This is a genomic window from Frateuria soli (genome assembly GCF_021117385.1).
In the GTDB taxonomy this organism is placed as follows: Bacteria; Pseudomonadota; Gammaproteobacteria; order Xanthomonadales; family Rhodanobacteraceae; genus Frateuria_A; species Frateuria_A soli.
This window is the reverse complement of sequence record NZ_CP088252.1, coordinates 1,672,149-1,697,760: the sequence shown is the minus strand read 5'-3', so window position 1 is coordinate 1,697,760 and position 25,612 is coordinate 1,672,149. Positions and strand designations below refer to the sequence as shown.

Annotated in this window: 23 protein-coding genes, 1 tRNA gene and 2 pseudogenes; 16 read left to right on the top strand and 10 right to left on the bottom strand. The window is 68.2% G+C overall.

The annotated features are described in order from the left end of the window. Window position 1: 1 nt before the first annotated feature. Together LQ771_RS07750 and LQ771_RS07745 are read right to left on the bottom strand one after the other, a co-directional pair. A complete protein-coding gene (locus LQ771_RS07750; RefSeq protein WP_231351769.1) occupies window positions 2-631 on the bottom strand; it encodes a biliverdin-producing heme oxygenase in 630 nt (209 codons plus the stop codon). 164 nt (window positions 632-795) lie between these two features. Continuing rightward, window positions 796-3,006, bottom strand: a complete 2,211-nt coding sequence (locus tag LQ771_RS07745; RefSeq protein ID WP_231351768.1) for a histidine kinase dimerization/phosphoacceptor domain -containing protein — start codon at window positions 3,004-3,006, stop codon at window positions 796-798. Window positions 3,007-3,265: 259 nt separating this feature from the next. On the opposite strand from LQ771_RS07745, the gene LQ771_RS07740 reads away from it, so the two are divergent. Further along, on the top strand, window positions 3,266-4,087 hold the full coding sequence (locus LQ771_RS07740; RefSeq protein WP_231351767.1) for a Crp/Fnr family transcriptional regulator: 822 nt from the start codon (window positions 3,266-3,268) through the stop codon (window positions 4,085-4,087). A gap of 439 nt (window positions 4,088-4,526) precedes the next feature. Beyond that, window positions 4,527-4,733, top strand: a complete 207-nt coding sequence (locus tag LQ771_RS07735) for a hypothetical protein (protein WP_231351766.1) — start codon at window positions 4,527-4,529, stop codon at window positions 4,731-4,733. Here LQ771_RS07735 and LQ771_RS07730 read toward each other — a convergent pair. The 3 genes from LQ771_RS07730 to LQ771_RS07720 form a co-directional block, all read right to left on the bottom strand. Then, window positions 4,711-5,913, bottom strand: coding sequence for a cation:proton antiporter (locus LQ771_RS07730; RefSeq protein ID WP_231351765.1), 1,203 nt, complete (start codon window positions 5,911-5,913; stop codon window positions 4,711-4,713). The genes LQ771_RS07735 and LQ771_RS07730 overlap by 23 nt on opposite strands. Before the next feature lie 72 nt (window positions 5,914-5,985). Continuing rightward, window positions 5,986-7,365 carry a sodium:proton antiporter NhaD gene (gene nhaD / locus LQ771_RS07725; RefSeq protein WP_231351764.1) on the bottom strand — a complete coding sequence of 460 codons (1,380 nt, stop codon included), beginning with the start codon at window positions 7,363-7,365 and terminating at the stop codon, window positions 5,986-5,988. A gap of 59 nt (window positions 7,366-7,424) precedes the next feature. Further along, window positions 7,425-8,870, bottom strand: a complete 1,446-nt coding sequence (locus tag LQ771_RS07720; RefSeq protein WP_231351763.1) for an MFS transporter — start codon at window positions 8,868-8,870, stop codon at window positions 7,425-7,427. Between the two features lie 182 nt (window positions 8,871-9,052). On the opposite strand from LQ771_RS07720, the gene rnk reads away from it, so the two are divergent. After that, a complete protein-coding gene (gene rnk / locus LQ771_RS07715; protein ID WP_231351762.1) occupies window positions 9,053-9,460 on the top strand; it encodes a nucleoside diphosphate kinase regulator in 408 nt (135 codons plus the stop codon). 18 nt (window positions 9,461-9,478) lie between these two features. On the opposite strand, the gene LQ771_RS07710 is transcribed toward rnk, so the two are convergent. Beyond that, window positions 9,479-10,096, bottom strand: coding sequence for a phosphatase PAP2 family protein (locus LQ771_RS07710; RefSeq protein WP_231351761.1), 618 nt, complete (start codon window positions 10,094-10,096; stop codon window positions 9,479-9,481). Window positions 10,097-10,210: 114 nt separating this feature from the next. On the opposite strand from LQ771_RS07710, the gene ligA reads away from it, so the two are divergent. The 5 genes and pseudogenes from ligA (at window position 10,211) to LQ771_RS07685 (ending at window position 15,555) form a co-directional block, all read left to right on the top strand. Further along, the gene (gene ligA / locus LQ771_RS07705; RefSeq protein WP_231351760.1) at window positions 10,211-12,589 is read left to right on the top strand and encodes an NAD-dependent DNA ligase LigA; all 2,379 of its coding nucleotides are present in this window, start codon (window positions 10,211-10,213) and stop codon (window positions 12,587-12,589) included. Between the two features lie 32 nt (window positions 12,590-12,621). After that, window positions 12,622-12,921, top strand: a pseudogene (locus LQ771_RS07700) (endonuclease domain-containing protein); the annotation flags it as partial. Between the two features lie 159 nt (window positions 12,922-13,080). Continuing rightward, a pseudogene (gene epmA / locus LQ771_RS07695) lies at window positions 13,081-14,019 on the top strand (EF-P lysine aminoacylase EpmA); the annotation flags it as partial. A 66-nt stretch (window positions 14,020-14,085) separates the two neighbouring features. Beyond that, window positions 14,086-14,250 (top strand): LiaI-LiaF-like domain-containing protein, encoded by a 165-nt coding sequence (locus LQ771_RS07690; RefSeq protein WP_231351759.1) that lies wholly within the window; start codon window positions 14,086-14,088, stop codon window positions 14,248-14,250. A 6-nt stretch (window positions 14,251-14,256) separates the two neighbouring features. Beyond that, window positions 14,257-15,555, top strand: coding sequence for an MFS transporter (locus LQ771_RS07685; protein ID WP_231351758.1), 1,299 nt, complete (start codon window positions 14,257-14,259; stop codon window positions 15,553-15,555). 67 nt (window positions 15,556-15,622) lie between these two features. On the opposite strand, the gene LQ771_RS07680 is transcribed toward LQ771_RS07685, so the two are convergent. Further along, the gene (locus LQ771_RS07680) at window positions 15,623-16,306 is read right to left on the bottom strand and encodes a DUF2461 domain-containing protein (protein ID WP_231351757.1); all 684 of its coding nucleotides are present in this window, start codon (window positions 16,304-16,306) and stop codon (window positions 15,623-15,625) included. Between the two features lie 73 nt (window positions 16,307-16,379). Then, window positions 16,380-17,828, bottom strand: coding sequence for an exodeoxyribonuclease I (gene sbcB, locus LQ771_RS07675; protein ID WP_231351756.1), 1,449 nt, complete (start codon window positions 17,826-17,828; stop codon window positions 16,380-16,382). Between the two features lie 71 nt (window positions 17,829-17,899). Between sbcB and orn the strand changes: the two genes are divergently transcribed. From orn to LQ771_RS07655, 4 genes are read left to right on the top strand one after another with little or no spacing between them, the layout of a single operon-like run. Then, entirely contained in the window at window positions 17,900-18,460 is a 561-nt protein-coding gene (orn, locus tag LQ771_RS07670) for an oligoribonuclease (protein WP_231351755.1), read from the top strand. A gap of 7 nt (window positions 18,461-18,467) precedes the next feature. Next, entirely contained in the window at window positions 18,468-19,376 is a 909-nt protein-coding gene (gene folP, locus LQ771_RS07665) for a dihydropteroate synthase (protein ID WP_231351754.1), read from the top strand. A 47-nt stretch (window positions 19,377-19,423) separates the two neighbouring features. Continuing rightward, complete coding sequence (gene glmM / locus LQ771_RS07660) at window positions 19,424-20,791, top strand: phosphoglucosamine mutase (protein WP_231351753.1); 1,368 nt, start codon at window positions 19,424-19,426, stop codon at window positions 20,789-20,791. Continuing rightward, window positions 20,788-21,720, top strand: coding sequence for an isopenicillin N synthase family dioxygenase (locus LQ771_RS07655; RefSeq protein ID WP_231351752.1), 933 nt, complete (start codon window positions 20,788-20,790; stop codon window positions 21,718-21,720). Before glmM ends, LQ771_RS07655 begins: the two co-directional genes overlap by 4 nt. A gap of 125 nt (window positions 21,721-21,845) precedes the next feature. Here LQ771_RS07655 and LQ771_RS07650 read toward each other — a convergent pair whose 3' ends face one another. Both LQ771_RS07650 and LQ771_RS07645 read right to left on the bottom strand, forming a co-directional pair. Beyond that, the gene (locus LQ771_RS07650; RefSeq protein ID WP_231351751.1) at window positions 21,846-22,520 is read right to left on the bottom strand and encodes a DUF6445 family protein; all 675 of its coding nucleotides are present in this window, start codon (window positions 22,518-22,520) and stop codon (window positions 21,846-21,848) included. A 54-nt stretch (window positions 22,521-22,574) separates the two neighbouring features. Continuing rightward, entirely contained in the window at window positions 22,575-23,381 is an 807-nt protein-coding gene (locus tag LQ771_RS07645) for an SDR family NAD(P)-dependent oxidoreductase (protein ID WP_231351750.1), read from the bottom strand. Window positions 23,382-23,504: 123 nt separating this feature from the next. Between LQ771_RS07645 and tpiA the strand changes: the two genes are divergently transcribed. The 4 genes from tpiA (at window position 23,505) to LQ771_RS07625 (ending at window position 25,594) form a co-directional block, all read left to right on the top strand. Next, a complete protein-coding gene (gene tpiA / locus LQ771_RS07640; protein WP_231351749.1) occupies window positions 23,505-24,254 on the top strand; it encodes a triose-phosphate isomerase in 750 nt (249 codons plus the stop codon). Between the two features lie 22 nt (window positions 24,255-24,276). Beyond that, window positions 24,277-24,708, top strand: a complete 432-nt coding sequence (gene secG, locus LQ771_RS07635; protein WP_231351748.1) for a preprotein translocase subunit SecG — start codon at window positions 24,277-24,279, stop codon at window positions 24,706-24,708. Window positions 24,709-24,722: 14 nt separating this feature from the next. Next, a tRNA-Leu gene (locus LQ771_RS07630) sits at window positions 24,723-24,807 on the top strand. A gap of 136 nt (window positions 24,808-24,943) precedes the next feature. After that, window positions 24,944-25,594 (top strand): response regulator, encoded by a 651-nt coding sequence (locus LQ771_RS07625; protein ID WP_231351747.1) that lies wholly within the window; start codon window positions 24,944-24,946, stop codon window positions 25,592-25,594. Window positions 25,595-25,612: the final 18 nt, after the last annotated feature.

The following is a 25,612-nucleotide window of genomic DNA, read 5'->3' as shown; positions in this document are numbered from 1 at the left end:
TTCAGGATTCGTGGCAGGCATGTTTCAGGCTGCGCTCCATGCAGGCGAAGGCTTGGCGTGCACCTTCGGCCATGCATGCGAGAGCGTCTTGTCCTCGTCCGTACGTCTCGATGCTCGAGCAGACGGCCCTCCACCGCACGCCGCTGTCGGGCATGGGCTGGAAGAAGCGACGTCCGTCCAGGCGTGGACCGAAGAGGGAATCCAGCGCCCGGTGGATCACCCTCGATCCGAGCACCGAGCCTTCCACGACCCACACCCAGCCCACGGCCTCGGGTCGCGTGCCCGGCCGCGCCTGGGCGAGGTGCGCCGGGAGTAAGCCACCCAGTGCGTAAAGATCCGCGGCGAGCAAGGCCAGGGGAGCCTGGGCGGGGGCGTGGACGCCCAATCCGTCAAGTTCCCGATAGCCAATCTCAAGATTAAGCGAAGCCGACGTGTGGAAAGCGTGATAGGCCCTCAGCAGCCGAACGAGGTCCATCGTTCCCGCCTTGCGGGCCAGGACCGGCAAAAAGATCGGAAGGGCCTCCAGGCGAGCATGCACTTCCGCGGTCTTATCCCGCAGGTAAGCGCGGATGGCGCCTTCCGGGCGCAACGGCTCTGGCGGCTCGGGCGGCGCCGGCTCGGACATGGGCATTGGCTGATCTCTCGGCTGGGTCGAAGAACGACTGCCGAACGCGCGGATCCGGACGGCGACGTCACCTGCGGCGGATTCGTCAATGGGACCGGCGCCACGGAATGTTACCGGCCGCCATCGAGCCGATGAAGAGTGCCCGGGCAGCAAGGGAGTCGGCCATGGCACTACGCGGTCGTCTTTCCGGGCGCATCGGAGCAATCGCGGTTGGCGCCTGGCCCGAGGGGAACCGTGATGGTCACCGTGGTGCCGTCGGTGCCCGTCACGGTCTGCGCGTCGCCGCCAAGCTGCGCGGTGAAGATCCGGATGAGTTTCGAGCCAAGCCCTCCACCCTGGACCCTTCCGTGCATGCCCAGCCCCTGATCCCGAACACGGACCCGCAGCCCGTCGTCCGTGCGGTCGGCTCGAACCTCGACCGGACCCGGTGCGCCGGCGTAGGCGTACTTGGCTGCATTGGTCAGCAGCTCGGTGACCAGCAGGGCGAGCGTGACGGCAGTCTGGCTGGGAATGGCCGCGTCCGTCGCTTCCACCGCAACGCGGCCGGACCAGCCATCGCCCCAGGACGACATGAGGTCCGCGCAGAGCTCTTCCAGGTAGGGCCCGAGCTGGACGCTCTGCGCATCGCTGGATCGCCACAGGTGACGATGCACGGCGCTCACGGCCATCAGGCGGTTGACGGCGCCCTCGAACTGGGTGCGTACGTCACGGTCGGGTGTCTGGCGTGCCTGCAACTGCAGCATCGAATTGACGATCTGCAGGCTGTTCTGCACCCGGTGATGCACCTCCTGCATCAGCACGTGCTTCTGGGCGACCAGGGACTGCTGTTCGGCCAGCGTCTCGCGCAGGCGCTGGTCGAGGTTCCGCACGGCCTGTTGCTGGAACAGGGCGGCCAGCGAACACCCCAACTGTCGCGCGGCATCGACTTCGGCCCGGGTCCAGGGGCGGGTCGTCTGGTGGATGGTCTGTTCCCAGGTGGCGAAGGAGGTCTGCAGAGCCGGCAGGGGCGGCGGGTCTGCGCCGGCGCAGGCATCGGCAGGATGGCCCGCCCATGTCACGCGGGTGACTTGTTCGCTGCGGAACCACAGCAGCATGTCCGGACCGTTCGCGTCGACGAAGGTGGCCAATACGCCGGCCGCCTCCCTCGCACAGGGCCGGGCCGCGCCCAGGTGACCCGCCAGGTGGTGGGTGGCGAATACCTCGTGGTTGGACGACTGCTTCAGCCAATCGGCGAGGGCCGCGGTTTCCACCGTGCCGGGGGTGTGCCCGTACAGTTCGATGCGTCCCTGGGACACGCGCGCGACGCCGTCGCACGGAACCATGGTCGCGAGTCGGCCCAGCTCCAGTTCCAGTGCGCGGCCGCCTTCGAGCATTTCGCGCAAGTCGTCCAGCCAGGCTCTGCGGAGATGGCGCAGGCGGGCGCTCTGGCGCTGGTGGCGGGCCTCCTCGCGGTCCTGGATCCGATGTGCGAACACCCGCGCCAGATGCCGGCAGGCTTCGCGCACCTCGTAGGCCACGTGCCGCGGCTCGCGGTGGTGGCAGGCGACCAGGCCCCAGAGCTCGTTGCCCACCACGATCGACAGGGTCATCGCGGAAGCCACGCCCATGCTCTTGAGGCTCTCCAGCTGGAGCGGCGAAACGCTGCGCAGGGAACAGTCGCTCATGTCGAGCGTCGCGGCATCCCGCCGCCCGGAGGACCGCAGTGGCGCAGGGATGTAGTGGGCGTCGGGAACGACGGTGAAGCGATTGCGCAGGAAGGGCTTGCGCGCCTGGCCTGGAAAACCCGAGCCCGGAAAACGATGGTCGAGCAGGGAGGGCAGGGTGTCGGACCGGGCTTCTCCGACGACCTCGCCCGCGTCGCCTTCCAGAAAGCGGTAGACGAGGACGCGATCGAAGCCGGCAAGCCGGCGCACCTCGGCTGCCATGGTCCCGAACAGGTCATCGTGCTCGCCAGGCCGATCGAGCGAGGCCATGGCCCGCGACAGCCGCGCCATGCTGGCGGCGGCCTCCGCGGAGGCCGCCACCGCCGGCTCGAACTCGACGATGGTGCCCTGCCGGCCCGGATGTGCCGTGATGTCCCACGCACCGCCCCCCGGTGGCTGCGGATGCCACTTGGCCACGAAGCCGTGCTGCGGCGGGTCGAGACGATCCATCAGCTGCGCCAGTTCGCGGCCCTGGCGGTCGACCAGCGTGCCGATGGGCTGCCCCAGCAGCGCCTCGGGGGGTACGCCGATGGCCCGGCACGTGTCCCCGGCAAGGTGGGTAACGACGCCCAGGCCGTCGAACGACAGCAAGGCGCCGTGCGGCTGGATGGCGGCGGGAAAACGGCTCGAATCCCGTTCGCCCGGGCTGTGATGGTGCATCTGGGGGGAAAAACCCATGGGCTCGGCCTGTGGGACCGCCTGGCGTCTGCGGCGTGGGGTGTGGACGTACGCTTCCGCCTGGTGCTCTGGACGACGGGCGTGGCGTGGAAGTGCCGCCCGACTGTAGGGGAGGACCCCCGCAAAGTATGTTCAATTGTGGACATTGACCTGACGTGACGCTCACACGGAAACCACGTGCGGCGCCTTGAGATAGCGTCACAAACCCGTGGCTGCGGCGTCCCCGACGCGTGCAGGGCCACGGCCATCAGGGGCTTCTATGGCTAGCCAGTACGAGCGCGCGCAGTCACCCGGCGAATTGAGCGAGGCCGCGCCACCGAACAATCTTCTGCGCGCGCTGCACCAGGACGACCTGGTCGCGCTGCAGCCCCACCTCGAATCCCAGCGGATGGAGGTGGGCCGTGTGCTCTACGAACCCGGCGACCCGGTACGCCACGTCTACTTCCCCTGCGGTCCCGCGCTGGTTTCGTTCATGGTGCTGCTGGAAGACGGTCGTGGCATCGAGACGGCGCTCGTGGGGAGGGAGGGCGCGGTCGGCGGCATTGTCAGCCAGGGGCGGCTGCCGTCGTATTCGCGTACCGTCGTGCAATTCCCCGGTCCGGTGTTGCGGATAGGTGCTGCGGAGCTGGAACAGGCCAAGATGCGGTCGCCCAGCCTGCGCAATCTGTTCGCCCGCTACGCCGACTGCCTGATGGCCCAGGTGTTCCAGTCCGTGGCCTGCAATGCGGCGCACTCCATCGAGCAGCGGACCGCCAAGTGGCTGATCGCCGCCCTGGATCGCACGGGCGACCACGACGTGCCGCTCACCCAGGAGCAACTCGCTTCCATGCTCGGTGTCGGGCGCAGCTACATCAGCCGCGTGATCAAGCAGTTGAAGGACCGCGGCATCCTGGAGACCCGCCGCGGCGGCGTGCGCGTGACCCAGGCGGGAGGACTGGAGAGCATTGCCTGTGGCTGCAACCGGGCCGTGCGCTCGCACTTCGACGACGTATTGCGGGGCGTTTATCCGGTGGAAGAAGAGAGCGCCGCGATCAAGGTCAGGGCCGGTGACCTGCAGCCAGGGTCGCGCATGCCCGGTTGAGGGTAAGTGCACTCCCGTCGCGCAACCGGGATGCCCTTCGGCGATGCCGGGTCTTTGTCGTCGGCGGGCGAGCAACCTGCCGCAAGCTGCGTGTACTTTCCAGGTCCCGGGCGTGACGCAGCGAACCGCGAAGTTTTCCACCTCGCGGGCCTGCGGCAACCGCCCGCTGATTGCCGTGCGGCCCGGCGTGCCCGCGTGCGCGGTCTGGGCGACGCCTGGGTGAGCGGAAGTCGCGGTGGAGCGGGGCTGATCTGTGCGCTCACACCAGAATCAGACTTCCCCTACGGCGGCCAGCTCGGTGGCCGCTCATACTTCGAGCGGATGCCGACCAGGCGTCAGGGGGGCCCGGACACGCTGTCCGGCCGTAGCCGCGAACCGTCTCCTGTAATGAATGCGGCGTAGCATGGGCGTTCCCGCGGGTCGCCCGGTGTCATTGACCATGGCCATCGACGAGAAGCTCCAGGAAAGGTTGGCCCAGGCGCAACGCCTTTTGGCTCTGGAGATCGAGCATCGCGAACGGGTGCGGGCGGAATGCCTGGACGATTCGGATGCGGAGAAGGCGGTTCGCCTGCGTCAGGCATGCATCGAGCGCATCCAGCGGGTGCTGGCCCGCCACCACTCGATCATCCGCCTGCGGGCGGGTTGACCGTCCCGCCGGCCGGATAGCGCTTCAGCATCCAGGCCAGCACCGGTGGCGTGACCATCGCAGTGAGCAGCGACATGGCCACGATGATCGCGTAGATGCGGTCGCTGAAAACGCCGGCGGCCAGCCCGAGGCTGGCCACCACCACGCCCACCTCGCCGCGTGGCACCATGCCGAAGCCGACGATGGCGGCGGCGTTGCGTCCCAGCGCCAGCGAACCGAGCCAGCCTCCGGCGAACTTCGAGACGATGGCGATCACGGTGACGATGGCCAGCGTCCATGCCGCTTCGGGGCTGGCCAGCTGGGCCAGGTCGATCTTGCTGCCGGTGATCACGAAAAAGAACGGCGTGAGCAGGGCCAGCAGAGGCTGGGTCTGTGTTTCCAGCGTGTGCTGCTGGCGCGTTTCCGAGGCGATCATGCCGGCGAGGAAGGCGCCGATGATCGCCGCCAGGCCCAGCAGGGTGGAGAGCCACGCCAGACCCAGGCAGATCGCCAACACGATCGCCAGCGGCGAGTGGGCGCTGTGCGGTTTCTCCAGCCAGCCGGAGTTCCAGCGCATCACCCGCGCCCCGCCCAGTCCGACCAGCACGATGAAGCCGATCGCGCTGCCCAGCACCACAAGCAGCTTGGCAGGCTCGAAACCCTGGCCCTCCTGCAGCGATACCACCACGCCCAGCAATAGCATGGCCAGGATGTCGTCGATCACCGCGGCGCCCAGGATCACCTTGCTTTCCACCCGCTGCAGCGCGCCCAGCTCCTGCAGCACGCGCGCGGTGATGCCTGCGGATGTCGCGACGAACGCGGCTGCGATGAAAAGCGAGTTGCTCCACGGAAACCCGCTGCCGTGCGCCCACGCCCCACCCATGGCGAAGGGAATCAACACACCCAGCACGCCGACCAGGAAGGCCACCTTGCCGACCCTCTTCAAGTCTTCCAGTCGCGTCTCCAGGCCCACCGAGAACAGCAACAGGACCACGCCGATTTCGGCCAGCACATCCAATGGCGTACCAGGCAGGATCTGGGCGGGACTGATCCAGCCGAGCAGGGAGGGGCCGATCACACAGCCGGCGGCGATCTCGCCCACCACTCCCGGAAGCTTCAATCGCTGGGCGATCTCGGCGCCGATCTGCGCGGCGACGAAGACCAGGAACAGGGTGAGCAGGATCTCGCTGGCGTGGTGCATGGGTTTCCTTCGGCTGTTCGGGCGCGGCCGGCTGGTAGCGGCGTGGTCGCCCTGGGGCGCTACCGTAAAAGGTTACGTGCCGTGGAGGGCCAGATGCAGGGCAATGCTCGCCGCATACCCCAGGGCGATCGCCCAGCTCCAGCGCAGGTGGCACATGAAGGTGTAGCGTCCGCCCGAGGCCCCCATCAGCGCCACGCCGGCGGCCGAGCCGACCGAGAGAAGGCTGCCGCCCACCCCGGCGGTGAGCGTGATCAGCAACCACTGCGCCTGGTCCATCGGCGGGTTCATCTGCAATACCGCGTACATGATCGGGATATTGTCGATCACCGCCGAGAGGACGCCCATGGCGGTGTTGGCCCAGGTCGCACCGAGTGCGCCGTAGAGCGTGTGCGAGGCCAGTTCGAGATAACCCAGCGCGGCCAGTCCGCCGACGCAACCGAACACGCCGTAGAAGAACAGCAGCGTGTCCCATTCGGCGTTGGCGATGATGCGGAAGATCGAATAGGGCTCCTCTTCGGCGCCCTGCGCCAGCGCGTAACGTCGCTGGCTGCGATCGATGCGCGAGGCCAGCAGGTTGAGCAGCGCCAGTCCGGTCAGCATGCCGTAGGCCGCCGGCATGCCCAGCCATTGCTTGCCGATCACGGTGATCGCAATGGTCAGCGCGAAGGTCAGGCAGATGCCGATGCCGCCGGGCTTGATCGGCACGCGGCCGGGCAGGGACTCGGGTTGCCCCTTGGGCAGGGCGAAGTGCATCGCGACCGCCGGCACCAGCCAGTTGACCAGCGCGGACGGGAACAGGCGGAAGAAATCGAAGAACTCGGCCTTGTGCGCCTGCCACACCATCAGCGTGGTGATGTCGCCGAACGCGCTCCATGCGCCACCGGCGTTGGCCGCGACCACCAGGTTGATCAGCGACAGCGTGGCGAAGCGCATCTGCCCGCCGCCGACGGCCAGCACGACTGCCGACATCACCAGCGCGGTGGTGAGATTGTCCAGCACGGGCGAAAGGAAGAAGGCGATGGTGCCGGTGATCCAGAACAGCGTGCGGTAGCCCAGCCGGCGTCGGGTCAGTTGAGCGCGCAGCGCCTCGAACACATTGCGCTCGCCCATTGCGGTGACGTAGGTCATCGCCACCACCAGGAAGAAAAAGATCTCCGCGTATTCGAGGAACATCGCCTGGAAGGCGCCGCGCGCGGCCGCCGAGCTGCCGTCGGCGCGGGTTTCCCACGCGATCAGCCCCCAGATCAGCGCCGCGGCGAGCATCACCGGCTTGGACTTGGCGATCCGGATGCGCTCCTCCAGCACCACCGCCACGTAGGCGAGCACGAACAGCACCACGGCCAGCCAGCCGACCGGGTGATCGGTCAGGTGGAAGTTCGGGCTGGTTTCGGCTGCCAGGGCCGGGGCGGGGATACCTCCGATCACGAGGGTGAGGAGCAAGATCGAACGCATGGGTCGCTTCCTGGGGAACGCCGGACAAGCCTAGCAGGCGCGCACCTGCCGGCCGCGCCTCATGCGGGCAGTTCCCTGCGCGCCGGACGATCGGCACCGAGTCGGCTGAACACGCGGCTGGCCGACGCGGTGACCAACGCCAGGATCAGTACCGTCCAGCGGAATGCGGCCACGTAGTCCGAGTGCGCGTGCCCCTGCAGCAGCGATTCCATCAGCAGCGTGGCCAGCGCGATGCCGAAGCTCATCGACAGGTACTGCGCGGTGGAGGCCATCGACGAGGCCATCGAGGCATGCCTGATGTCCAGGTCGTGGTAGATCAGTGTGTTCATCGCGGTGTATTGCAGACCGCCGAAGCCGCCGTAGAGGAACACCATCACCGCGATCAGCCACGCGGGCGTGTCCCTTCCGAAGGTGGCGAACGATGCCAGCAGCGTCGCCACGATCAATGTGTTGCCGATCAGCAGGCGGCGATAGCCCAGCCGCGCCAGCGCGCGATTGACCGTCCACTTGGCGCTGATCGAGCCCAGCGCCTGCGGCACCATCATCAGGCCGGCCATCAGCGCCGACCAGCCGCAGCCCACCTGCAGGAACAGCACCAGCAGCAGGAACATGCCCGAGATGCCCAGCCGGGTGAACAGGTTGCCAGCCAGCGCCACCCACACGCTGCGCACTTTCAGCAGCGAGAGATCGGCGACCGGGAACGCGGTCCGCCGGCTGTGCCATACGTAGATCACGCCGATCAGCAGCGCCAGCGCCGTGCATTCGCCGATGCGCCCCCACGCCACATGCCTGGCGCCGACCAGCTCCGAGGCAGTCAGCAGCAGCGCCGATGCAGCCGCGAAAAGCAGGAAACCCGGCAGGTCGAACCGGTTGGCGTGCTGCATGCGGTACTCGGGCATGTCCTTCCGGTTCATCCACAACCCGCAGATCACCACCGGCACGTTGATCAGGAAGATCAGCCGCCACGAGGTGAACTCCACCAGCGCACCGCCCAGCAACGGCCCGAGTACCGAGCCGAGCAGACCGAAGGTGGCCACCGTGCTCATCACCGCGACGAACTCGTGCCTGGCGATGCTGCGCACCAGCACATAGCGGCCCACGGGCATCAAGGCGGCACCCCCTACACCCTGCATCACGCGCGCAGCCACCAGCTGGGGCAGTGTCTGGGAAACCCCGCAGAACAACGAACCCACGCCGAACACCGCGATGGCGGCGCCAAACACCTTGCGCGTGCCGAAGCGGTCGCACAGCCAGGGGCTGGCCGGAATCAGGATCGCCAGGGTGAGCACGTAGCTGGTCAGCGCGCTGCGCATGCCCAGCGGGGTGACGCCGAGTGCGCCGGCCATGGCGGGCACCGCGGTATTGACGATGGTCGAATCCAGCGCCTGCATGAAAAAGGCCGCCGAGACCAGCCAGATCAGGCCGCGGTAGCGCTCGCGCGACGCTTCCCCGACCGGCTCGCCCGCGTGCAGGGGTGGGGCGGGCGTGACGGCGTCGTTCGGCATGGGGGCGCATGATACGACCCGGCTGCCTTCGGTGCGTGCATGAGCGCAGTCTTCCATGCTGGGCTTGCCTTTTTGCGCGGGCGACACCAGATTCCCGGGGAGCCTGCACTCTTTTGGCGCAGCGCTGTCCATCTTTCCCCTTCATGCCGGCCCGTTGCCGGTTTTTTTCCGTGGAGAACCCCATGAGCCGGCCCACCATCGTCCTGTCCCGCCTGGATGTCGAACGCATCGAGAACCTGCTCGATCGCCTGCCGGCCGGGGAAGCGCAGCAGCATGCGTCGCTGCGGGCGGAGCTGGAGCGGGCGGAAGTGCGCGAGCCCGGCGACATGCCCTCCGATGTGGTCACCATGAACTCCACGGTGACCTTCAGCGAAGAGGGGTCCGGCGAGCGCATCACCATGTCGCTGGTGTATCCGGGAGCGGCCGGCAAGCCCGGCACCGTGTCCATCCTGGCGCCCGTGGGCAGTGCGCTACTGGGTCTGGCGCGCGGCCAGGAGATCGACTGGCCGATGCCTGGCGGCCAGGCGCGACACCTGCGCGTCATGGAGATCGACTACCAGCCCGAGGCCTCCGGGCACCTGCATCGCTGAGCCGGCAGGTGTGGCCGCTTACGGCTTGAAATGGTGCACGTAGCCCACGCTGAAACCGCCCGGTAGCCAGCCCACGATCAGCGGCGAGTCGCGCCGGCTGGCCCACAGGCCGACGCCGGTGCCAAGCAGGGCGCCGACCAGCACGTCGCTCTGCCAATGCTCGTGCACCTTCATGCGCGCGACGGCGTCGTAGGCGGGCAGCAGGGCCAGCGCATAGACCGCTGGGTGCTCGTCGCCGTAATTGGCAATGAAGGGGGTGACGGCCGCGGAAAGCGCGGCGACCTCGCCGCTGGGAAAACTCTGGCCGTGCGTGAAGAAACGGTTCGGATTGTCCGTCTCGGAAGGGCGCTCGCGGCGGAAGGTGTACTTCAACGCCTCGGTGGCCACGCCGGTCACGACCATCGCATCGACCGTACGCCAGAAGGTATCGCCGAGCCTGTTGTCGTCGCCCAGCACGATGGCGCCGGCACCCACGGTGACGATGGTGCCGTAAAGCAGCCCCAACTGGTTGCTGCGCTTCCAGATGCCGCTGTTGTCGTAATGCAGCTGATGGTCGATTCCGAGCGGTCCGCCGCTGGCGCCGGCGGCGCCGGAAACGAGAAACAGCAGACAGGCAAACCAGTGGTACGAACGCATGGCCCACCTCCCTCGGTGGCCGGGGCTCCCGGCGCCTGCACGCTAGCCCCGCATGCTTCGGGTTTCCTTAGCGGCGGCGTGCCGCCCGGACAGGCCTGTCGCTACACTCGCGTCATGCATTCGAACACTTCCGACTGGCAGGCCCGGGCCGCCGAACTGCGCGAGCGCATCGAGCAGGCCAATTACCGCTACTACGTGCTCGACGATCCGGACATCACCGACGCCGAGTACGACCGCCTTTTGCGTGAACTGGAGGCGCTGGAAGACGCGCATCCGGAACTTGCCGGCGCCGATTCGCCGACCCGTCGCGTGGGCGCCCGCGCCCATGGGGGTTTTGCCGAGGTACACCACGCGCTGCCGATGCTTTCGCTCGGCAATGCCTTCGAGCAGGAAGGCGACAGCGAGCGCGAGCGCTTCCGCGAGATCGTTGAGTTCGAGCGGCGCGTCGAGCAGACGCTGGATCGGCGCCAGCCGGTCTTTTCGGTGGAACCCAAGCTCGACGGCCTCGCGATCAGCCTGCGCTACGAGCAGGGCGTGTTCGTGCAGGGCGCGACCCGCGGCGACGGCGAAACCGGCGAGGACGTGACCGCCAACCTGCGCACCGTGCGCGCGATCCCGTTGCGACTGCGCGGCACCGGCTGGCCCCAGGTACTGGAAGTGCGCGGCGAGGTCATCATGCTGCGCAAGGACTTCGAGGCCTTCAACGACTATGCCCGCAAGCATGGCGAGAGACCGCTGGCCAACCCGCGCAACGGCGCGGCCGGTTCGCTGCGCCAGCTCGATCCTGCTGTCACTGCCAGGCGTCGGCTGAGTTTCTTCGCCTACGCGGTGGGCGTGGTCGAGGGGGGCGAGCTGCCGCCGACGCATTCGCAGACGCTTGCCAGATTGCGCGAATGGGGCTTCCCGGTGTCGCCGGAGGCAGACGTGGCACGCGGGTTTGACGGGCTGATCGCCTACTACGAGCGCATCGGCGGCAGGCGCGACGCGCTGCCCTACGACATCGACGGCGTGGTCTACAAGCTGGACGACTACGAGGGCCAGCGCGAGATGGGCTTCGTCTCGCGCGCGCCGCGCTGGGCCATCGCGCACAAGTTCCCGGCGCAGGAGGAAAGCACCGAGGTCGAGGCGATCGAGATCCAGATCGGCCGCACCGGCGCGGCTACACCGGTGGCGCGCCTGAAACCCGTGCAGGTGGCCGGCGTCACCGTGACCAACGCCACCTTGCACAATGCCGACCAGATCGCGCGGCTGGACGTTCGCGTGGGCGACACGGTGATCGTGCGCCGCGCCGGCGACGTGATCCCCGAGGTCGTGCGCGTGCAGGCCGAGCGCCGCCCTTCCGGCACGCATCCATGGAAGATGCCCGCCCATTGCCCGGTCTGCGGCTCGGCGCTGATGCGCGAAGAGGGCGAGGCCGCCTGGCGTTGTACCGGCGGGCTGGTCTGCCCGGCGCAGCGCAAGGAGGCGCTGATCCACTTCGCATCGCGGCGCGCGATGGACATCGAGGGACTGGGCAGCCGCTTCGTCGATGCGCTGGTCGAGCTGGACATGGTGCGTACGCCGGCCGATCTCTATGACCTCACGGTCGAGCGCTTCGTGGCGATGAAACAGGCGATCGACGAGCGCGAAGGCACCACGCCGGAAACCGTCAAGGCCGGCAAGATCGCCACCAAATGGGCGCAAAACCTGGTCGAAGGCATCGACGCCAGCCGGCGCACTACGCTGCCGCGCTTCCTGTTCGCGCTGGGCATCATGCACATCGGCGAAAGCACCGCGCGCACGCTGGCCACCTGGCTGGGCAACCTGGAGATGGTGCGCAGCATGCCGGCCGCCGTGCTGCGCGTGCTTCCGGACATCGGCGAGGAGGTGGCATCCTCGATCGCCGGATTCTTCGCGCAGGAAGGCAACCAGCGCGTGGTCGACGCGCTGCTGGCCGCAGGCATCACCTTCACCGACGAGGCCCCGCCGTCGCCGCGCCTGCGGGACAGGCTGGGCCTGGCTGCGCTGCTCGACTATGCGAAGGTGTCCAAGCTCGGGCCCAAGAGCACGCAACTGCTGGTGGAACACTTCCCGACGCTCGAGCGCCTGCTCGCGGCCGGTGAAGCGCAATGGATCACCCATGGCCTGCCGCAGGCGGCCGCCGCCAACCTGGCGGCCTTCCTGGCCGACGAAGCCCGGTTGGCGCCGTTGCGTGAAGCCGAGGCGGCGATCCACCGCCTGCTCGCTACCGTGCCCCAGCTCGGGATCAGCGCCGCACCGCTGGAAGGCCAGACCGTCGTGCTCACCGGCACGCTCCCGACCCTGACCCGCGACGAGGCCAAGCAGCGGCTGGAGGCGCTCGGCGCCAAGGTGGCCGGTTCGGTTTCGAAGAAGACTTCGTTCGTGGTGGCGGGCGAGGCGGCCGGGTCCAAGCTCGACAAGGCACAGGAGCTCGGCGTGCCGGTTTGGGACGAAGCAAATTTACTGGCGTTGCTGGCGGAGCACGGCGGGTGAACGGCAGGCCTTTCGACCAAGGAGACGAAGCGATGGATCGCGCAAAACTACTGCGAAAGAACCAGACCGACGCGGAAGCCAGACTCTGGTCGCGTCTGCGCGCTGCCCAGCTGGGCGCCAAATTCCGGCGGCAACATCCGGTTGCCGGCTACTACGCGGACTTTTGCTGCGTCGAGCACCACCTGATCGTGGAACTTGATGGTGGTCAGCACGGCGACCAGCAAGCCTATGACGCCCGCCGCACCCGCATGCTCGAGCGTGCCGGGTTCAAGGTGCTGCGCTTCTGGAACGACGAGGTGCTGCTGCGCACGGGCGATGTGCTCGAAGCGATCGTGCGTGCCCTGGGCGAAAGGCCTCCCCCTCTCCCCAACCCTCTCCCCCGGCGTCGCCGGGGGAGAGGGAGCGAATGCCAGAGCCAGAGCCGGCCCACAAACTCCCTCTCCCCCGGCCCTGCCGGGGGAGAGGGTTGGGGAGAGGGGGAGGCCTTTGCTTCGGCCTTGCACTTGCGAGCAGACCTCTATCGCCGTATCCGCACTTTCTTCGCCGAACGAGGCATATTGGAGGTCGAGACCCCCATCCTCTCGTCCGCCGGCAATACCGAACCGAACATCGAAAGTTTCACCACGACCTTCCACGGCCACGTCGACGCCGGCGCGCGCGAGCGCTGGCTTCGCACGTCGCCCGAATACCCCCTGAAGCGCCTGCTCGCCGCCGGCGTGGGCGACTGCTACGAACTGGGCCGGGTGTTCCGCAATGGCGAGGCGGGCGGGCGGCACAATCCCGAGTTCACCATGCTCGAGTGGTACCGGGTCGGCTGGGACCACCGGCGACTGGCAGACGAGGTCGTGGAACTGGTTCAGGCGGCGCTCGCCCTCGTCGGCCGCCATGCCGACGTGCGGGTGCGCAGCTATCGGGAGTTGTTCCTGGACAGTCTGGGACTGGACCCGCTCACCGCGCCGCTCGACGTACTGCAACAGGCGCTGGATCAATCCACCATCGATCCCGCGGGGCTGACGCGCGACGACTGGCTCGACCTGATCATCACCCACCGCCTGCAGCCGCACTTTCCGCGTGACCGGGTGACCGTCGTCCATGATTACCCGGCCAGCCAGTGCGCGCTGGCCCGGATCCGTTGCGACGATCCGCCGGTGGCCGAGCGCTTCGAGGTCTTTCTGGGTCCCCACGAGCTGGCCAACGGCTACCACGAGCTCAACGACGCCGACGAGCAGCGTGCGCGCTTCGAACGCGACAACGCCATCCGCCGCGCCCGCGGCGTGCGCGAAGTGCCGATCGACGGGCGGCTGCTGGCCGTGCTCGACGCGATGCCCCGGTGCGCCGGTGTCGCGCTGGGGATCGAGCGACTGCTGATGTGCCTGGCCTGCACCGACGCCATCGCCGAGGTGCTGGCCTTTCCGTTCGCCGAGGCCTGAGCCAGGACGTTGACGGGCGCCGGCGGCATGCGCACAGTTGCCGCTTCCTTCCCTTCGAGAAAACCGATGCGCCCGAGCGTGCCCGGCATCCTGCTGATCGTCATCGGCGTCCTGTTCCTGTTGCGCAACCTGGGTCTGGACCTGCACCTGGGCGAACTGTTCGCCACCTGGTGGCCGTTGGCACTGGTGGCCCTTGGCGTCGGCATGCTGTTCAAGGGCACGCGCGGCTGACGCCCGATGAACGCATCGACCCTCGTCGGTGATGCCGACCGCCGCCTCGGGCGTTCGGACATGCGCACGCTGTCGCTGGCTGCCCTGGGCGGGGCGCTGGAGTTCTACGACTTCGTGGTGTTCGTGTTTTTCGCGATCCCGCTCAGCAAGCTGTTCTTTCCACCCGACAGCGTGTCCTGGCTGGCACAGGTAAAGGTGTACGGCATCTTCGCCGCCGGCTACCTGGCGCGGCCGCTCGGCGGCATCGTGATGGCGCACTACGGCGACAAGCTCGGGCGCAAGCGGATGTTCACGCTGAGCGTGTTCCTGATGGCGTTGCCCACGCTGGGCATCGGCCTGCTGCCGGTCTACGCGCAGATCGGCATGATGGCGCCGTTGTTGCTGTTGCTGTTGCGGGTGATGCAGGGCATCGCCGTGGGTGGCGAAGTGCCGGGGGCGTGGGTGTTCGTGGCCGAGCATGTGCCGCCGCGGCGGATGGGCTTTGCCTGCGCCAGCCTGACCTCCGGTCTCACCGTGGGCATCCTGATCGGCTCGCTGGTTGCCGCGGGCCTCAACCGGTCGCTGTCGCCGCAGGCGTTGCTCGACTACGGCTGGCGGTTGCCGTTCCTGATCGGTGGCGTATTCGGCTTCCTGGCCGTATGGCTTCGTCGCTGGCTCAGCGAGACGCCGGTGTTCGAGGCGATGCACGCGCGGCGCGAGCTGGTTGCCGGGCTGCCGCTGGCGCGCGTGGCGGCACGGCATCGGCCGGCGGTGGCGCTGTCGATGTCGGTGACCTGGATGCTCACCGCGGCGATCGTGGTGCTGATCCTGATGACGCCCGCGCTGGTGCAGTCGGCGTTCGGCGTCACGCCGGCACGGGCGTTCCTCGGCAACAACGTGGCGTCGTTCGCGCTGGCGGTGGGATGCCTGTTCTACGGCGGCCTGTCCGACCGGATCGGGCCCGCGCGCGCGCTGTTGTTCGGCGCCGCCGGGCTGCTGGTGGCCGGCTATGCGTTGTACCTGGACCTGGCGGCCGGCGGCACCCGCTTCGTCGCCCTGTATGCGCTGGCGGGATTTGCCGTGGGCGTGGTCGGCGTGGTGCCGGTGCTCATGGTGCAGGCATTCCCGCCGGCAGTGCGGTTTTCAGGACTTTCCGCCTCGTACAACGTCGCCTACGCACTGTTCGGAGGGCTCACGCCGCCGCTGATCGGGCTGCTGGTGAAGCGCTTCGGCGTGCTGGCGCCGGCGCATTACGTGGCGGCGACGGCGGTGCTCGGGATGGCTGTGGCGCTCGTGCTGCTGCGTCGACAGCGAGGGGCTGTGTAGGAGCGCACCTGTGCGCGACCTTGGACATCACGGTCGCGCACAGGTGCACTCCTGCAGAGGGCCGTGGCTAGAACTCGAGCTCCTGCGAGGCGCAGAGGTAGTCGACCATCGGCGCGACGCGCTGGAAGCTCTCCGCCGCCCACGGCAGCAGTTCGGACGAGCAGGCGAAGGCGTCGTCGAAGTTCTCGCCGGCGGCGAAGTCCTTGCGCTTGAGATCGTCGATCAGTTCGTGGGCCGGATCGAAGCCGCGCGGCGGGCGGCTCAGGCTCTCGCCCCAGAAGCTCAGGCCTTCGAAGGACTTGCCGCGGGTTGCGCGCTTCCAGGCTTCCGGGTTGTCGGCCAGGAAGCCGCGGATGTTCTTGAGCGTGTCCGGTTCCGGATGCCACATGCCGCCGCCGGCGAAGCAGTCGCCAGGCTCGATGTGCAGGTAGAACGACGGGGCAGGGATTTCGTGCCGACGCGCGTGGAAGAAGCGCGAACCCTGCCAGGTCTTGTACGGCAGCTTGTTGTTGGAAAAACGCGTGTCGCGGTGGATGCGGAACAGCGAGCCGCCGTTCTTGCGCGCGTCGGCGCGGTAGTGCGGGCTGATCGTCGCCAGTGGCGCGGCCATGTCGGCGATCAGCGCCAGGAAGGGCTCGCGCACGTGACGCTCGTAGTCGGCCTTGTGCGCGGTGAACCACTCGCGGCTGTTGTTGCGGCCCAGGGCGCGCAGGAAGCGGAAGGTGGCGGGAGTGAAGTAGGGTTGCGGCATCCGCGCATTATCCGTCATTCATCCTGGCCTGCAGGAGCGCCCCTTGTGTGCGACGACCATCGGGCCGCGGCTCCTACAGCGGCTCCGCGGCCATGGCCAGGACGGGCGCCAGCTCCCGGCCCCAGGCCTCGAGTTGGTCGAGCAGGGCGATCTGGTCGGGCCGCTCCTGGCGCAGCACGGCGATGCGTGCGAAGTACTCGTCCAGCGTGCGCGCGGTGAGCGCGGTGGGGCGGGTCAGGCGCGCGAGCCTGAAGCCCTCCCAGCGCGCCCGCTCGTCCGCGTCCAGGCTGGCGGGCCAGTTGCGCGCGCGGTAGCGGAACAGCAGCTCCGCATAGCGCGGGTCGCGGAAGGGAAAGCTGCGACCGGCCAGCTGCTCCGGCGGCGTGGCACGGACCTCCGCCAGCAGGCGCTTGTCCGCATCGGGCAGGAAGCCGCTGTAGAGGGCCAGTTCCGGATCCTCCGGCGCGGCCATGTCGGCGGCGTGGGCGAACACATGCCGCAACTTGTCGGCCAGCCCTTCGGTGGCTCGCAGCAGGGCGTGATGGCGCAGGCAGCGCTCCAGGTCGAGCTTGAGCCGGCCGTGGTCCAGGTCGCGCAGGACCGACAGCGGCGCCAGCGCCGGGGCGCGGTTGGCGCGCACGGTGCGCAGCGGGATGCGTTCGATGCCCTCCGGCAGGTCCGCACGGGCGGTGAAGATGCGGTCGGCGATGTCGTCCTCGCCCAGGTCGAGCCAGGTCGACGGGTCGACGTCAAGGTCGTAGACGATCACCTCGCCGGGCCGTGACGGATGCGGCGCCAGCGGCGCGACCACCGCCAGGCAATGGCGGCTGGCCGGGTAGCGCGAGGACACGTGCACCAGCGGCGTCATGCCCGCCACGTCCAGCAGCCCGAACACCTTCTGCTTGCGCCTCAGCTCGAAGTGCCAGTCCCAAAGCCGCGGCTGGCGCACGCGGATCAGTCGCGCCAGGTCGATCAGCGCGTACACGTCCGACAGCGCGTCGTGCGCGCGTTCCTGCTTCAGGTGGTTGGCCGCGGCCAGGTGCTCGAGCTTGAAGCTGGGCGTGCCGTCGTCGCGAGTGGGCCAGACGATGCCCTCGGGCCGCAGCGCCTGGCACATGCGCACCAGGTCGATCAGGTCCCAGCGGGAATTGCCGTTTTCCCATTCGCGCCCGTACGGATCGAAGAAGTTGCGGTACAGCATCTGACGGGTGAACTCGTCGTCGAAACGCAGCGAGTTGTAGCCCACGCCGCAGGTGCCGGGTGCGGCCAGTTGCTCGTGCACGCGGGCGGCGAACCCGGCCTCCGACACGCCCTCGCGTTCGGCCTGCTGCGGCGTGATGCCGGTGATCAGGCAGGCATCAGGGTCCGGCGCCATGTCGCGCGGCGGGCGGGCGAAGAACATCACCGGCTCGCCGACGATCTCCAGTTCCGCCGTGGTACGGATGCCGGCGAATTGCGCCGGCCGGTCGCGCCGGCTGTCGGCACCGAAGGTTTCGTAGTCGTGCCAGAGGAAGGTCTGCATGCCTCGATGATCGCATGGCGAGGGCCCCCGGGCGGGCGCCTGCGCTAGACTGCGCGCTCCAAGGAGGATGCATGAACCAAGCGAACGACGACAACCTGATCTGGATCGATCTGGAAATGACCGGCCTGGATACGGACAACGATTCGATCCTCGAAATCGCCACGATCGTGACGGACAAGGAACTGAACGTACTGGCCGAGGGGCCGGTCTTCGCGATCCGCCACGAGGTCGACCGGCTGGAGTCGATGGACACCTGGAACCGCAACCAGCACAGCAGGTCGGGCCTGTGGCAGCAGGTGCTCGATTCGACCACCGACCACGCCCAGGCCGAGCAGGCCACGCTGGAATTCCTCAAGGCGTGGACGTCGCCCGGCAAGTCGCCGATGTGTGGCAACTCGATCTGCCAGGACCGGCGTTTCCTGCATCGGCAGATGCCAAGGCTGGAGCGGCATTTCCACTACCGCAACCTCGACGTCTCCACGCTCAAGGAGCTCGCGCGCCGCTGGGCGCCGACGATCGCCCGCGGCCTGAGCAAGGAATCGGCGCACACCGCGCTGTCGGACATCCGCGATTCGATCGACGAGCTGCGCTATTACCGCCAGCACATGGGCGCGCTCGGCGGGCAGGCCTGAAGAACCGATGTTCGACCATCCCTTTGCCACCGTGCTCGATTGTGCCGGCCGCAGCCTGGTTCTCGACCGGCCGCGCGTGGTCGGCATCCTCAACGTCACGCCCGACTCGTTTTCCGATGGCGGTGCGTTCGCCGACATCGACGCGGCCGTGGCGCATGGTCTGGCGATGGCGGAGCAGGGCGCGGACATGCTGGATGTGGGCGGGGAGTCCACCCGCCCGGGGGCCGAAGAGGTCCCGGTCGAGGAAGAACTGCGCCGGGTCATCCCGGTGATCGAACGGCTCGCCGCGCGCACGGCGCTGCCGATCGCCATCGACACGTCCAAGCCGGAAGTGATGCGCGCGGCGGTCGCCGCCGGCGCGGGCATGATCAACGACGTCTACGCGCTTCGTCGCGAAGGCGCGCTGGAGGCCGCCGCCGACCTGCGCGTGCCGGTGTGCCTGATGCACATGCAGGGCGAGCCGCGCGGCATGCAGGACGATCCGCGATACGACGACGTGGTCGGCGAAGTCCACCGCTTCCTCACCGACCGCCTTTTTGCCTGCGAACTGGCCGGCATCGACAAGCGGCGCGTGATGGTCGATCCGGGCTTCGGTTTCGGCAAGACGCTGGAACACAACCTGGCGTTGCTGCGCGAGCTGGAGCGATTCGCCGGCCTGGGCGCGGGGGTCTACGTGGGTCTGTCGCGCAAGTCGATGATCGGCGCGCTGACCGGTCGCCCTCCTGGCGAGGCGCGCGCCGCCGGTTCCGCCGCCGGGGCGCTGATCGCCGTACAGCGTGGCGCGCGCATGGTGCGTGTACACGACGTCGCCGCCACCGTCGATGCACTGGCTGTCTGGCGAGCGGTGTGCGAAGGCGACACGCCGCCGCGCCGTGACACGCGCCCGCCGGCTCCACGCTGGCCAGACGAAGACTGAGCTATCTAGGTGACGCCCGCCCCGTGGCGCCACCACAAGGAAAGATGATGAGCACACGCAAGTATTTCGGCACCGATGGTATTCGTGGCCAGGTCGGGCAATGGCCGATCAGTGCCGACTTCATGCTGCGCCTCGGTCGCGCGGCGGGCGCGGTGCTGGCGCGTGGATCGACCCGCAAGCCGATGGTGCTGATCGGCAAGGACACGCGGGTGTCCGGCTACATGTTCGAGTCGGCGCTGGAAGCGGGGCTGGTCGCCGCCGGCGTGGACGTGGGTCTGCTCGGCCCGATGCCGACGCCCGCCGTGGCCTTCCTCACGCGGTCGATGCGGGCCGCCGCGGGTATCGTGATCAGCGCCTCGCACAACCCGCATACCGACAACGGCATCAAGTTCTTCTCCGGGCTGGGCGAGAAACTCTCCGACGAGGTCGAGCAGGCGATCGAGGAGGAACTTGACGCCGAGTTCGTCACGGTAGCCTCCGAACAGCTGGGCAAGGCCACCCGCGTGGCCGATGCGGTCGCGCGCTACACCGAGTACTGCAAGGCGACCGTGCCGGAGGAGTTCACCCTGCGCGGCATGAAGATCGTGCTCGACTGTGCGCACGGCGCGACCTATCAGGTGGCACCCAGGGTGTTCGCCGAACTTGGCGCCGACGTCAGCGCCATTGGCGACAGGCCCGATGGCTTCAACATCAACCGGGAGGTCGGCTCGACCCATCCCCAGGCCCTGCAGCAGGCGGTGCTGGCGCAGCGCGCCGATGTCGGCATCGCCTTCGACGGCGACGGTGACCGCGTGATCCTGGTCGATCGCAACGGCACCATCGCCGATGGCGACGACATCCTTTACGTGCTCGCGCGCAGCCTGTTCGCGCGTGGCTGCCTGCGCGGACCGGTGGTCGGCACGCTGATGAGCAACTACGGGCTGGAGCAGGCGCTGGCGGAACTCGAAGTGCCGCTGATTCGCGCCAACGTGGGCGACCGCTACGTGATGCAGCAACTGAAGGCGAACGGCGGCATGCTCGGCGGCGAGACCTCCGGTCACATCCTGTGCCTGGACCGCGCCACTACCGGCGACGGCATCATCGCCGCGCTGGCGGTTCTGGAGACGCTGGCCGCCTCCGACCAGGATCTCGCACTGGCGCGCCGCGGCCTGCAGAAGCTGCCGCAGGTGATGGTCAACGTGCGCGCGCCCGGTGCGCGCGAGGCGCTGGCGAGCGAGACCGTGCGCCACGCGCTGACCGAGGTCGAGCGCACCTTGCAGGGCCGCGGGCGGGTCGTGTTGCGTGCGTCGGGGACCGAGCCATTGGTGCGCGTGACCATCGAGGGCGCCGACGCGGGCGAAGTGCAGCAGTTGGCCGGCTGGCTGGCGGACGCCGTAAAATCCGCCGCGCATGTGCACATGACGGAAAACCCATGAAGCAAGTCCCCACGCTCGACATCCGCCGCTACGGCACCGACCGCGACGCCTTCGTCGCCGAACTGGGCGATGCCTACAGGCAGTTCGGCTTCTGCTGCATCAGCGGGCACGGCATTCCGCGCGAGCTGGTGGACGGCGCCTACCAGGCCTTCGAGCAGTTCTTCGCGCTGCCGGCCGAAACCAAGATGAAGTACCACGTGCCCGGTTCCGGTGGCGCGCGCGGCTATACGCCGTTCAAGGTCGAGACGGCCAAGGACAGCCGTTTCCCGGACCTCAAGGAGTTCTGGCACGTCGGCCGCGAGATTCCGCGCGACTCGAAGTTCGCGGACGTGATGCCGCCGAACCTGTGGCCGGAGGAAGTGCCGCAGTTCAAGCCCTGCGGCTACGGCCTCTACGAAGCGCTCGACCAGCTCGGCACGCGCGTGCTGCGCGCGCTGGCGCTGCACATCGGCCTGCCCGAGAACTACTTCGAAGACAAGACCGACCAGGGCAACTCGATCCTGCGCCCGATCCACTACCCGCCGATCACCGAGGAGAACATTCCCAACGTGCGCGCGGGAGCCCACGAGGACATCAACTTCATCACCCTGCTGGTCGGGGCGAGCGCCGAGGGCCTGGAAGTGCTGAGCGAGGGCCAGTGGCTGCCGATCACCACCGAGGGCGATGCCATCGTGGTCAACATCGGCGACATGCTGCAGCGCCTGACCAACCACGTGTATCCGTCGACCTCGCACCGCGTGGTCAACCCGCAGAACGCGAACGCGCGCAAGCCGCGTTATTCGGTGCCCTTCTTCCTGCACCCGAATCCCGACGTGGTGCTCGACCCGCTGCCCCAGTGCGTGACGCCCGACAACCCGAGCCGCTACGACACCTCACTGACCTCGCACGAGTATCTGATGCAGCGGCTGCGCGAAATCAAGCTGATCTGACGCAAGCCACGCGCTCCAGGAAGGGGGGGCGGATGGGTCGGGGGTCGCGCCCTGATCCATCCCGCCTCTTCGCTGGCGATGCACCCGGTTGCGATGGACGGTGGCGAAAGCCCGCACCGCGCAGTTCATGCCATCCAGAAAAACACGGCGGTCATCCGCTTGCTGGCCATGTCTTCCAGCCCCCAGTACGCGCTGGCGCTGTGCACGATGTTGGCCTTGTAGACCAGCAACCTGTTGAATCGGTGCGCCACCCGCACGTCCTCGGCGAATGCATTTGGCATGACGAAGCGGTTGCCCAGGGCGTCGACCAGGTTGCGGTACGGCGGCGCCACCATGTTGCCGCCCAACTGGCCGTTGGGCATGCGCTGGCGGAAGAAGCTGGTGCCGCAGCTGTCCGGCACGGCGGGGTTGAGGTAGAGCACGGCCGCATAGCGACACAGGTTGAGCGAGTCGGTGTGCGGCTTGATCGCCCCTTCGACCACGCCGACCACCTGCACGCAGTTGTGGTTGAGCTTCTGACCGGCCTCGGTCTGCCCCACCCACAACTTCCTGGCCCCCGTGGCTTTGCACACAAGGGCCTCGACGATCGACAGCTCGTCCGGCAGCAGGGCCGGCATCGTCCGCATCCCCGGCCAGACCTCTCCGGTGGTGGGAAAGCCGTACTCCCAGTCGGTCCGGGCCAGGCAGCGTTCGCGCACCGCCATCGGGTCGGGCAGCGCATCGTCGATCACCCAGTAGTCGCGCCCCTCGGTGGGCTTGCGGTAGGGCAGTTGGCGCATCTGGGTCGGGAACAGGCTCATGGGCGTCTCGCGAGCGGCAGCGGGTGACGTTAGCGCAGTCGGGTGGTGTCCGCGTCAATCGAGCTGGCGGTAGCGCCTCGACTCGCGTGCCGACAGCCATAGCGCGAGGCGGTCGGGCGTCAGCTTGGCCAGCGCCTTGATCGCCCGGTTCACGCGCCCGGTGACGTGCACTGCCTCGCCACGCTCGACTGCCTCGATGCCTTCGCGCACTACCGCTTGCGCGTCCTGCCACATGAAGCGCGGGAGCTTGCCGACCAGTGCCCGGGTGCCGGTGACGTCGTGGAACTCCGACCAGGTGGAGCCCGGGCAGAGCGCGCACACATGCACGCCGCTGTGCCGGTTTTCCAGCGACAGCGATTGCGAGAACTTGATCAGGTAGGCCTTGCTGGCTGCGTACAGCGTGTGCCCGGCCGAACCGGGCACCAGGCCGGCCAGCGAGGCGACGTTGACGATGCGCCCGTGGCCACGCTCGCGCATGCCCGGCAACAGCCGCCAGGCCAGCTCGGTCGGCGCGGTGAGCAACACCTGAAGAAAGTCCGCGTGGACCTTCCAGTCGCTGGCCTCGAAGGTGCCCGGCACGCCGTAGCCGGCGTTGTTGATCAGCCAGTCCACCCGCAGTCCCCGCGCGTGCACGGCATCGACCAGTTGGCGCGGCGCGGCCGGATCGGCCAGGTCGGCCGCCAGGACGTGCGCCCGCACCCCATGGCCCTCGTGCAGCTCGCCGGCCAGCGCATGCAGGCGGTCGCTGCGGCGGGCGACCAGCACCAGGTCATGCCCGCGGGAAGCCAGTTCACGCGCGAACGCGGCGCCGATGCCGGCCGAGGCGCCGGTCACCAGACTCAAGGGGCGATGGTCGGGCATGCGCGCGCGATTCCGTGGACAGGTCGCGCCCATGATCGCCGAGCGCGCAGCCTTCGGCCAGCAACCGTTTGCCGGCCTGCAGGGCGGTCGCTATGCTTGCCGTTTATCGTCGGATGACATCGCATGCGCAGGAAACTCGTCGCCGGTAACTGGAAGATGCACGGCAGCCGCTCGATGGCCGAGGCCCTGGTGGCCGAAATCGCCGCGCAGCGCACGCAGGAGGCCGACGTTCTGGTATTCCCGCCGTTCCCGTACCTGGCCGAGCTGGCTGCACGCCATGCCGCCAGCGGCATCGGTTTCGGCGCCCAGGACGTCAGCGAGCACGAAGGGCAGGGCGCCTATACCGGCGAGGTGTCCGGGGCGATGCTGGCTGACGTCGGCGCGCAGTGGGTGCTGGTCGGCCATTCCGAGCGCCGCCAGTACCACCGGGAGAGCGACGAGCTGGTGGCGCGCAAGTTTGCCGCGGCCTGCGCCGCGGGGCTCACCCCGATTCTGTGCATCGGCGAGACGCTGGAGGAGCGCCAGGCCGGCCAGACCGAAGCGGTGCTTGCACGCCAGCTCGGCGCCGTGTTCGCGAACAGCGGCATCGCGCCGTTCTATACCGCCGTGATCGCCTACGAGCCGGTGTGGGCCATCGGTACCGGCCAGACCGCCTCGCCGGAACAGGCGCAACAGGCGCATGCGTTCATTCGTAGCCAACTCGAACGCGAGGATGGTATGATTGCCCGTCTGACCCGGCTGCTTTACGGCGGCAGCGTCAAGGCGGCGAATGCCGCGGCATTGTTCGCGCAGCCGGACGTGGATGGGGGCCTGATCGGCGGTGCTTCGCTCACCGCAACCGATTTCCTCGGCATCTGCGCCGCAGCGCATTGAAGCCTACGGATTCCTACAGAACATGTTTGTCATCTTCAGCGTGTTTTACATCCTGATCGCCGCGGCGATGATCGTGCTGATCCTGATGCAGCGCGGCGCCGGCGCCGATGCTGGCTCGGGTTTCGGCGGCGGTGCATCGGCCACGGTGTTCGGTGCGCGTGGCTCGGCCAGCTTCCTCACCCGCGCGACCGCGGTGCTGGCGACGCTGTTCTTCCTGCTGAGCCTGGGCATGGGCATCTACCTGAGCCGCAACGGCGCGCCGCAGGCGGAACAGGCCGACCTCGGCGTGATGTCCGGTCTTGCCAAGAAGCCCGCGCCCGCCCAGAATGCGCAGCCCGCGGCTCCGGCCAGTGGCGACGTGCCGCAGGTTCCGGCCAAGAGCGGCAGCGACGTGCCGGCTGCCGGCGCTCCCGCGAAGTCGGACGTTCCCGCCCCGGCGGGTTCGGCGAAGTAACAGGCAACACACCTGCCCAGGTGGCGGAATTGGTAGACGCACTACCTTGAGGTGGTAGCGCCGAGAGGCGTGGGGGTTCGAGTCCCCCCTTGGGCACCAACAACGAAGCGGCAGTCGTCGCCGCTCCCGAAGAACCCGCCGCATGGCGGGTTTTTTCGTTTCGTGGCACGTGAACGCTTGCATTGCGGAGAGCGGCCACCTACTTTTCGTTGACTATTCCCAAGGAGGGCTTGAAGTGATCAACATCGTGCTCGTGGATGATCACGAACTGGTGCGTACCGGCTTCCGCATGATCCTGCAGCAGCAGCCGGACGTACGCATCAAGGGCGAGGCAGGGACGGCGGAAGAGGGGTTGCGGCTGATCCGTACGCTGGCCCCGGACGTGGCGCTGGTCGACGTGCACATGCCGGGCATGAGCGGCATCGAGCTGACCGAGCGCGTGATCCGCGCCAAACTCAACACCCATATCATCATCATCACCGTGGTCGACGATGCGCGCTTTCCCAAGCGGCTGCTCGATGCGGGCGCGCTCGGCTATCTCACCAAAGGCTGTTCGGCCGACGAATTGCTGGCAGCGGTGCGCCAGGTATCGAGCGGACGTCGTTACCTGGCCCCGGCGGTGGCGCAGCAACTGGCCCTGGCCACGCTCGACGGCAACAGCGGCTCGCCGTTCGACGCTCTGTCCAGCCGCGAACTGGAAGTCGCCATGATGCTGGTCCGCGGCAAGCCACTGACCATCATCGGCGACCAGCTCAACCTGAGTCCCAAGACCGTATCCACCTACAAGCAGCGCCTGATGGAGAAGCTGCACGTGGAGCACGTCATCGGGCTGGCGCACCTGATGACGGTGCACGGGCTGCTCGACGCGCCCAACCAGGTGGGCTGAGCCGCTCGCGCCGGATCT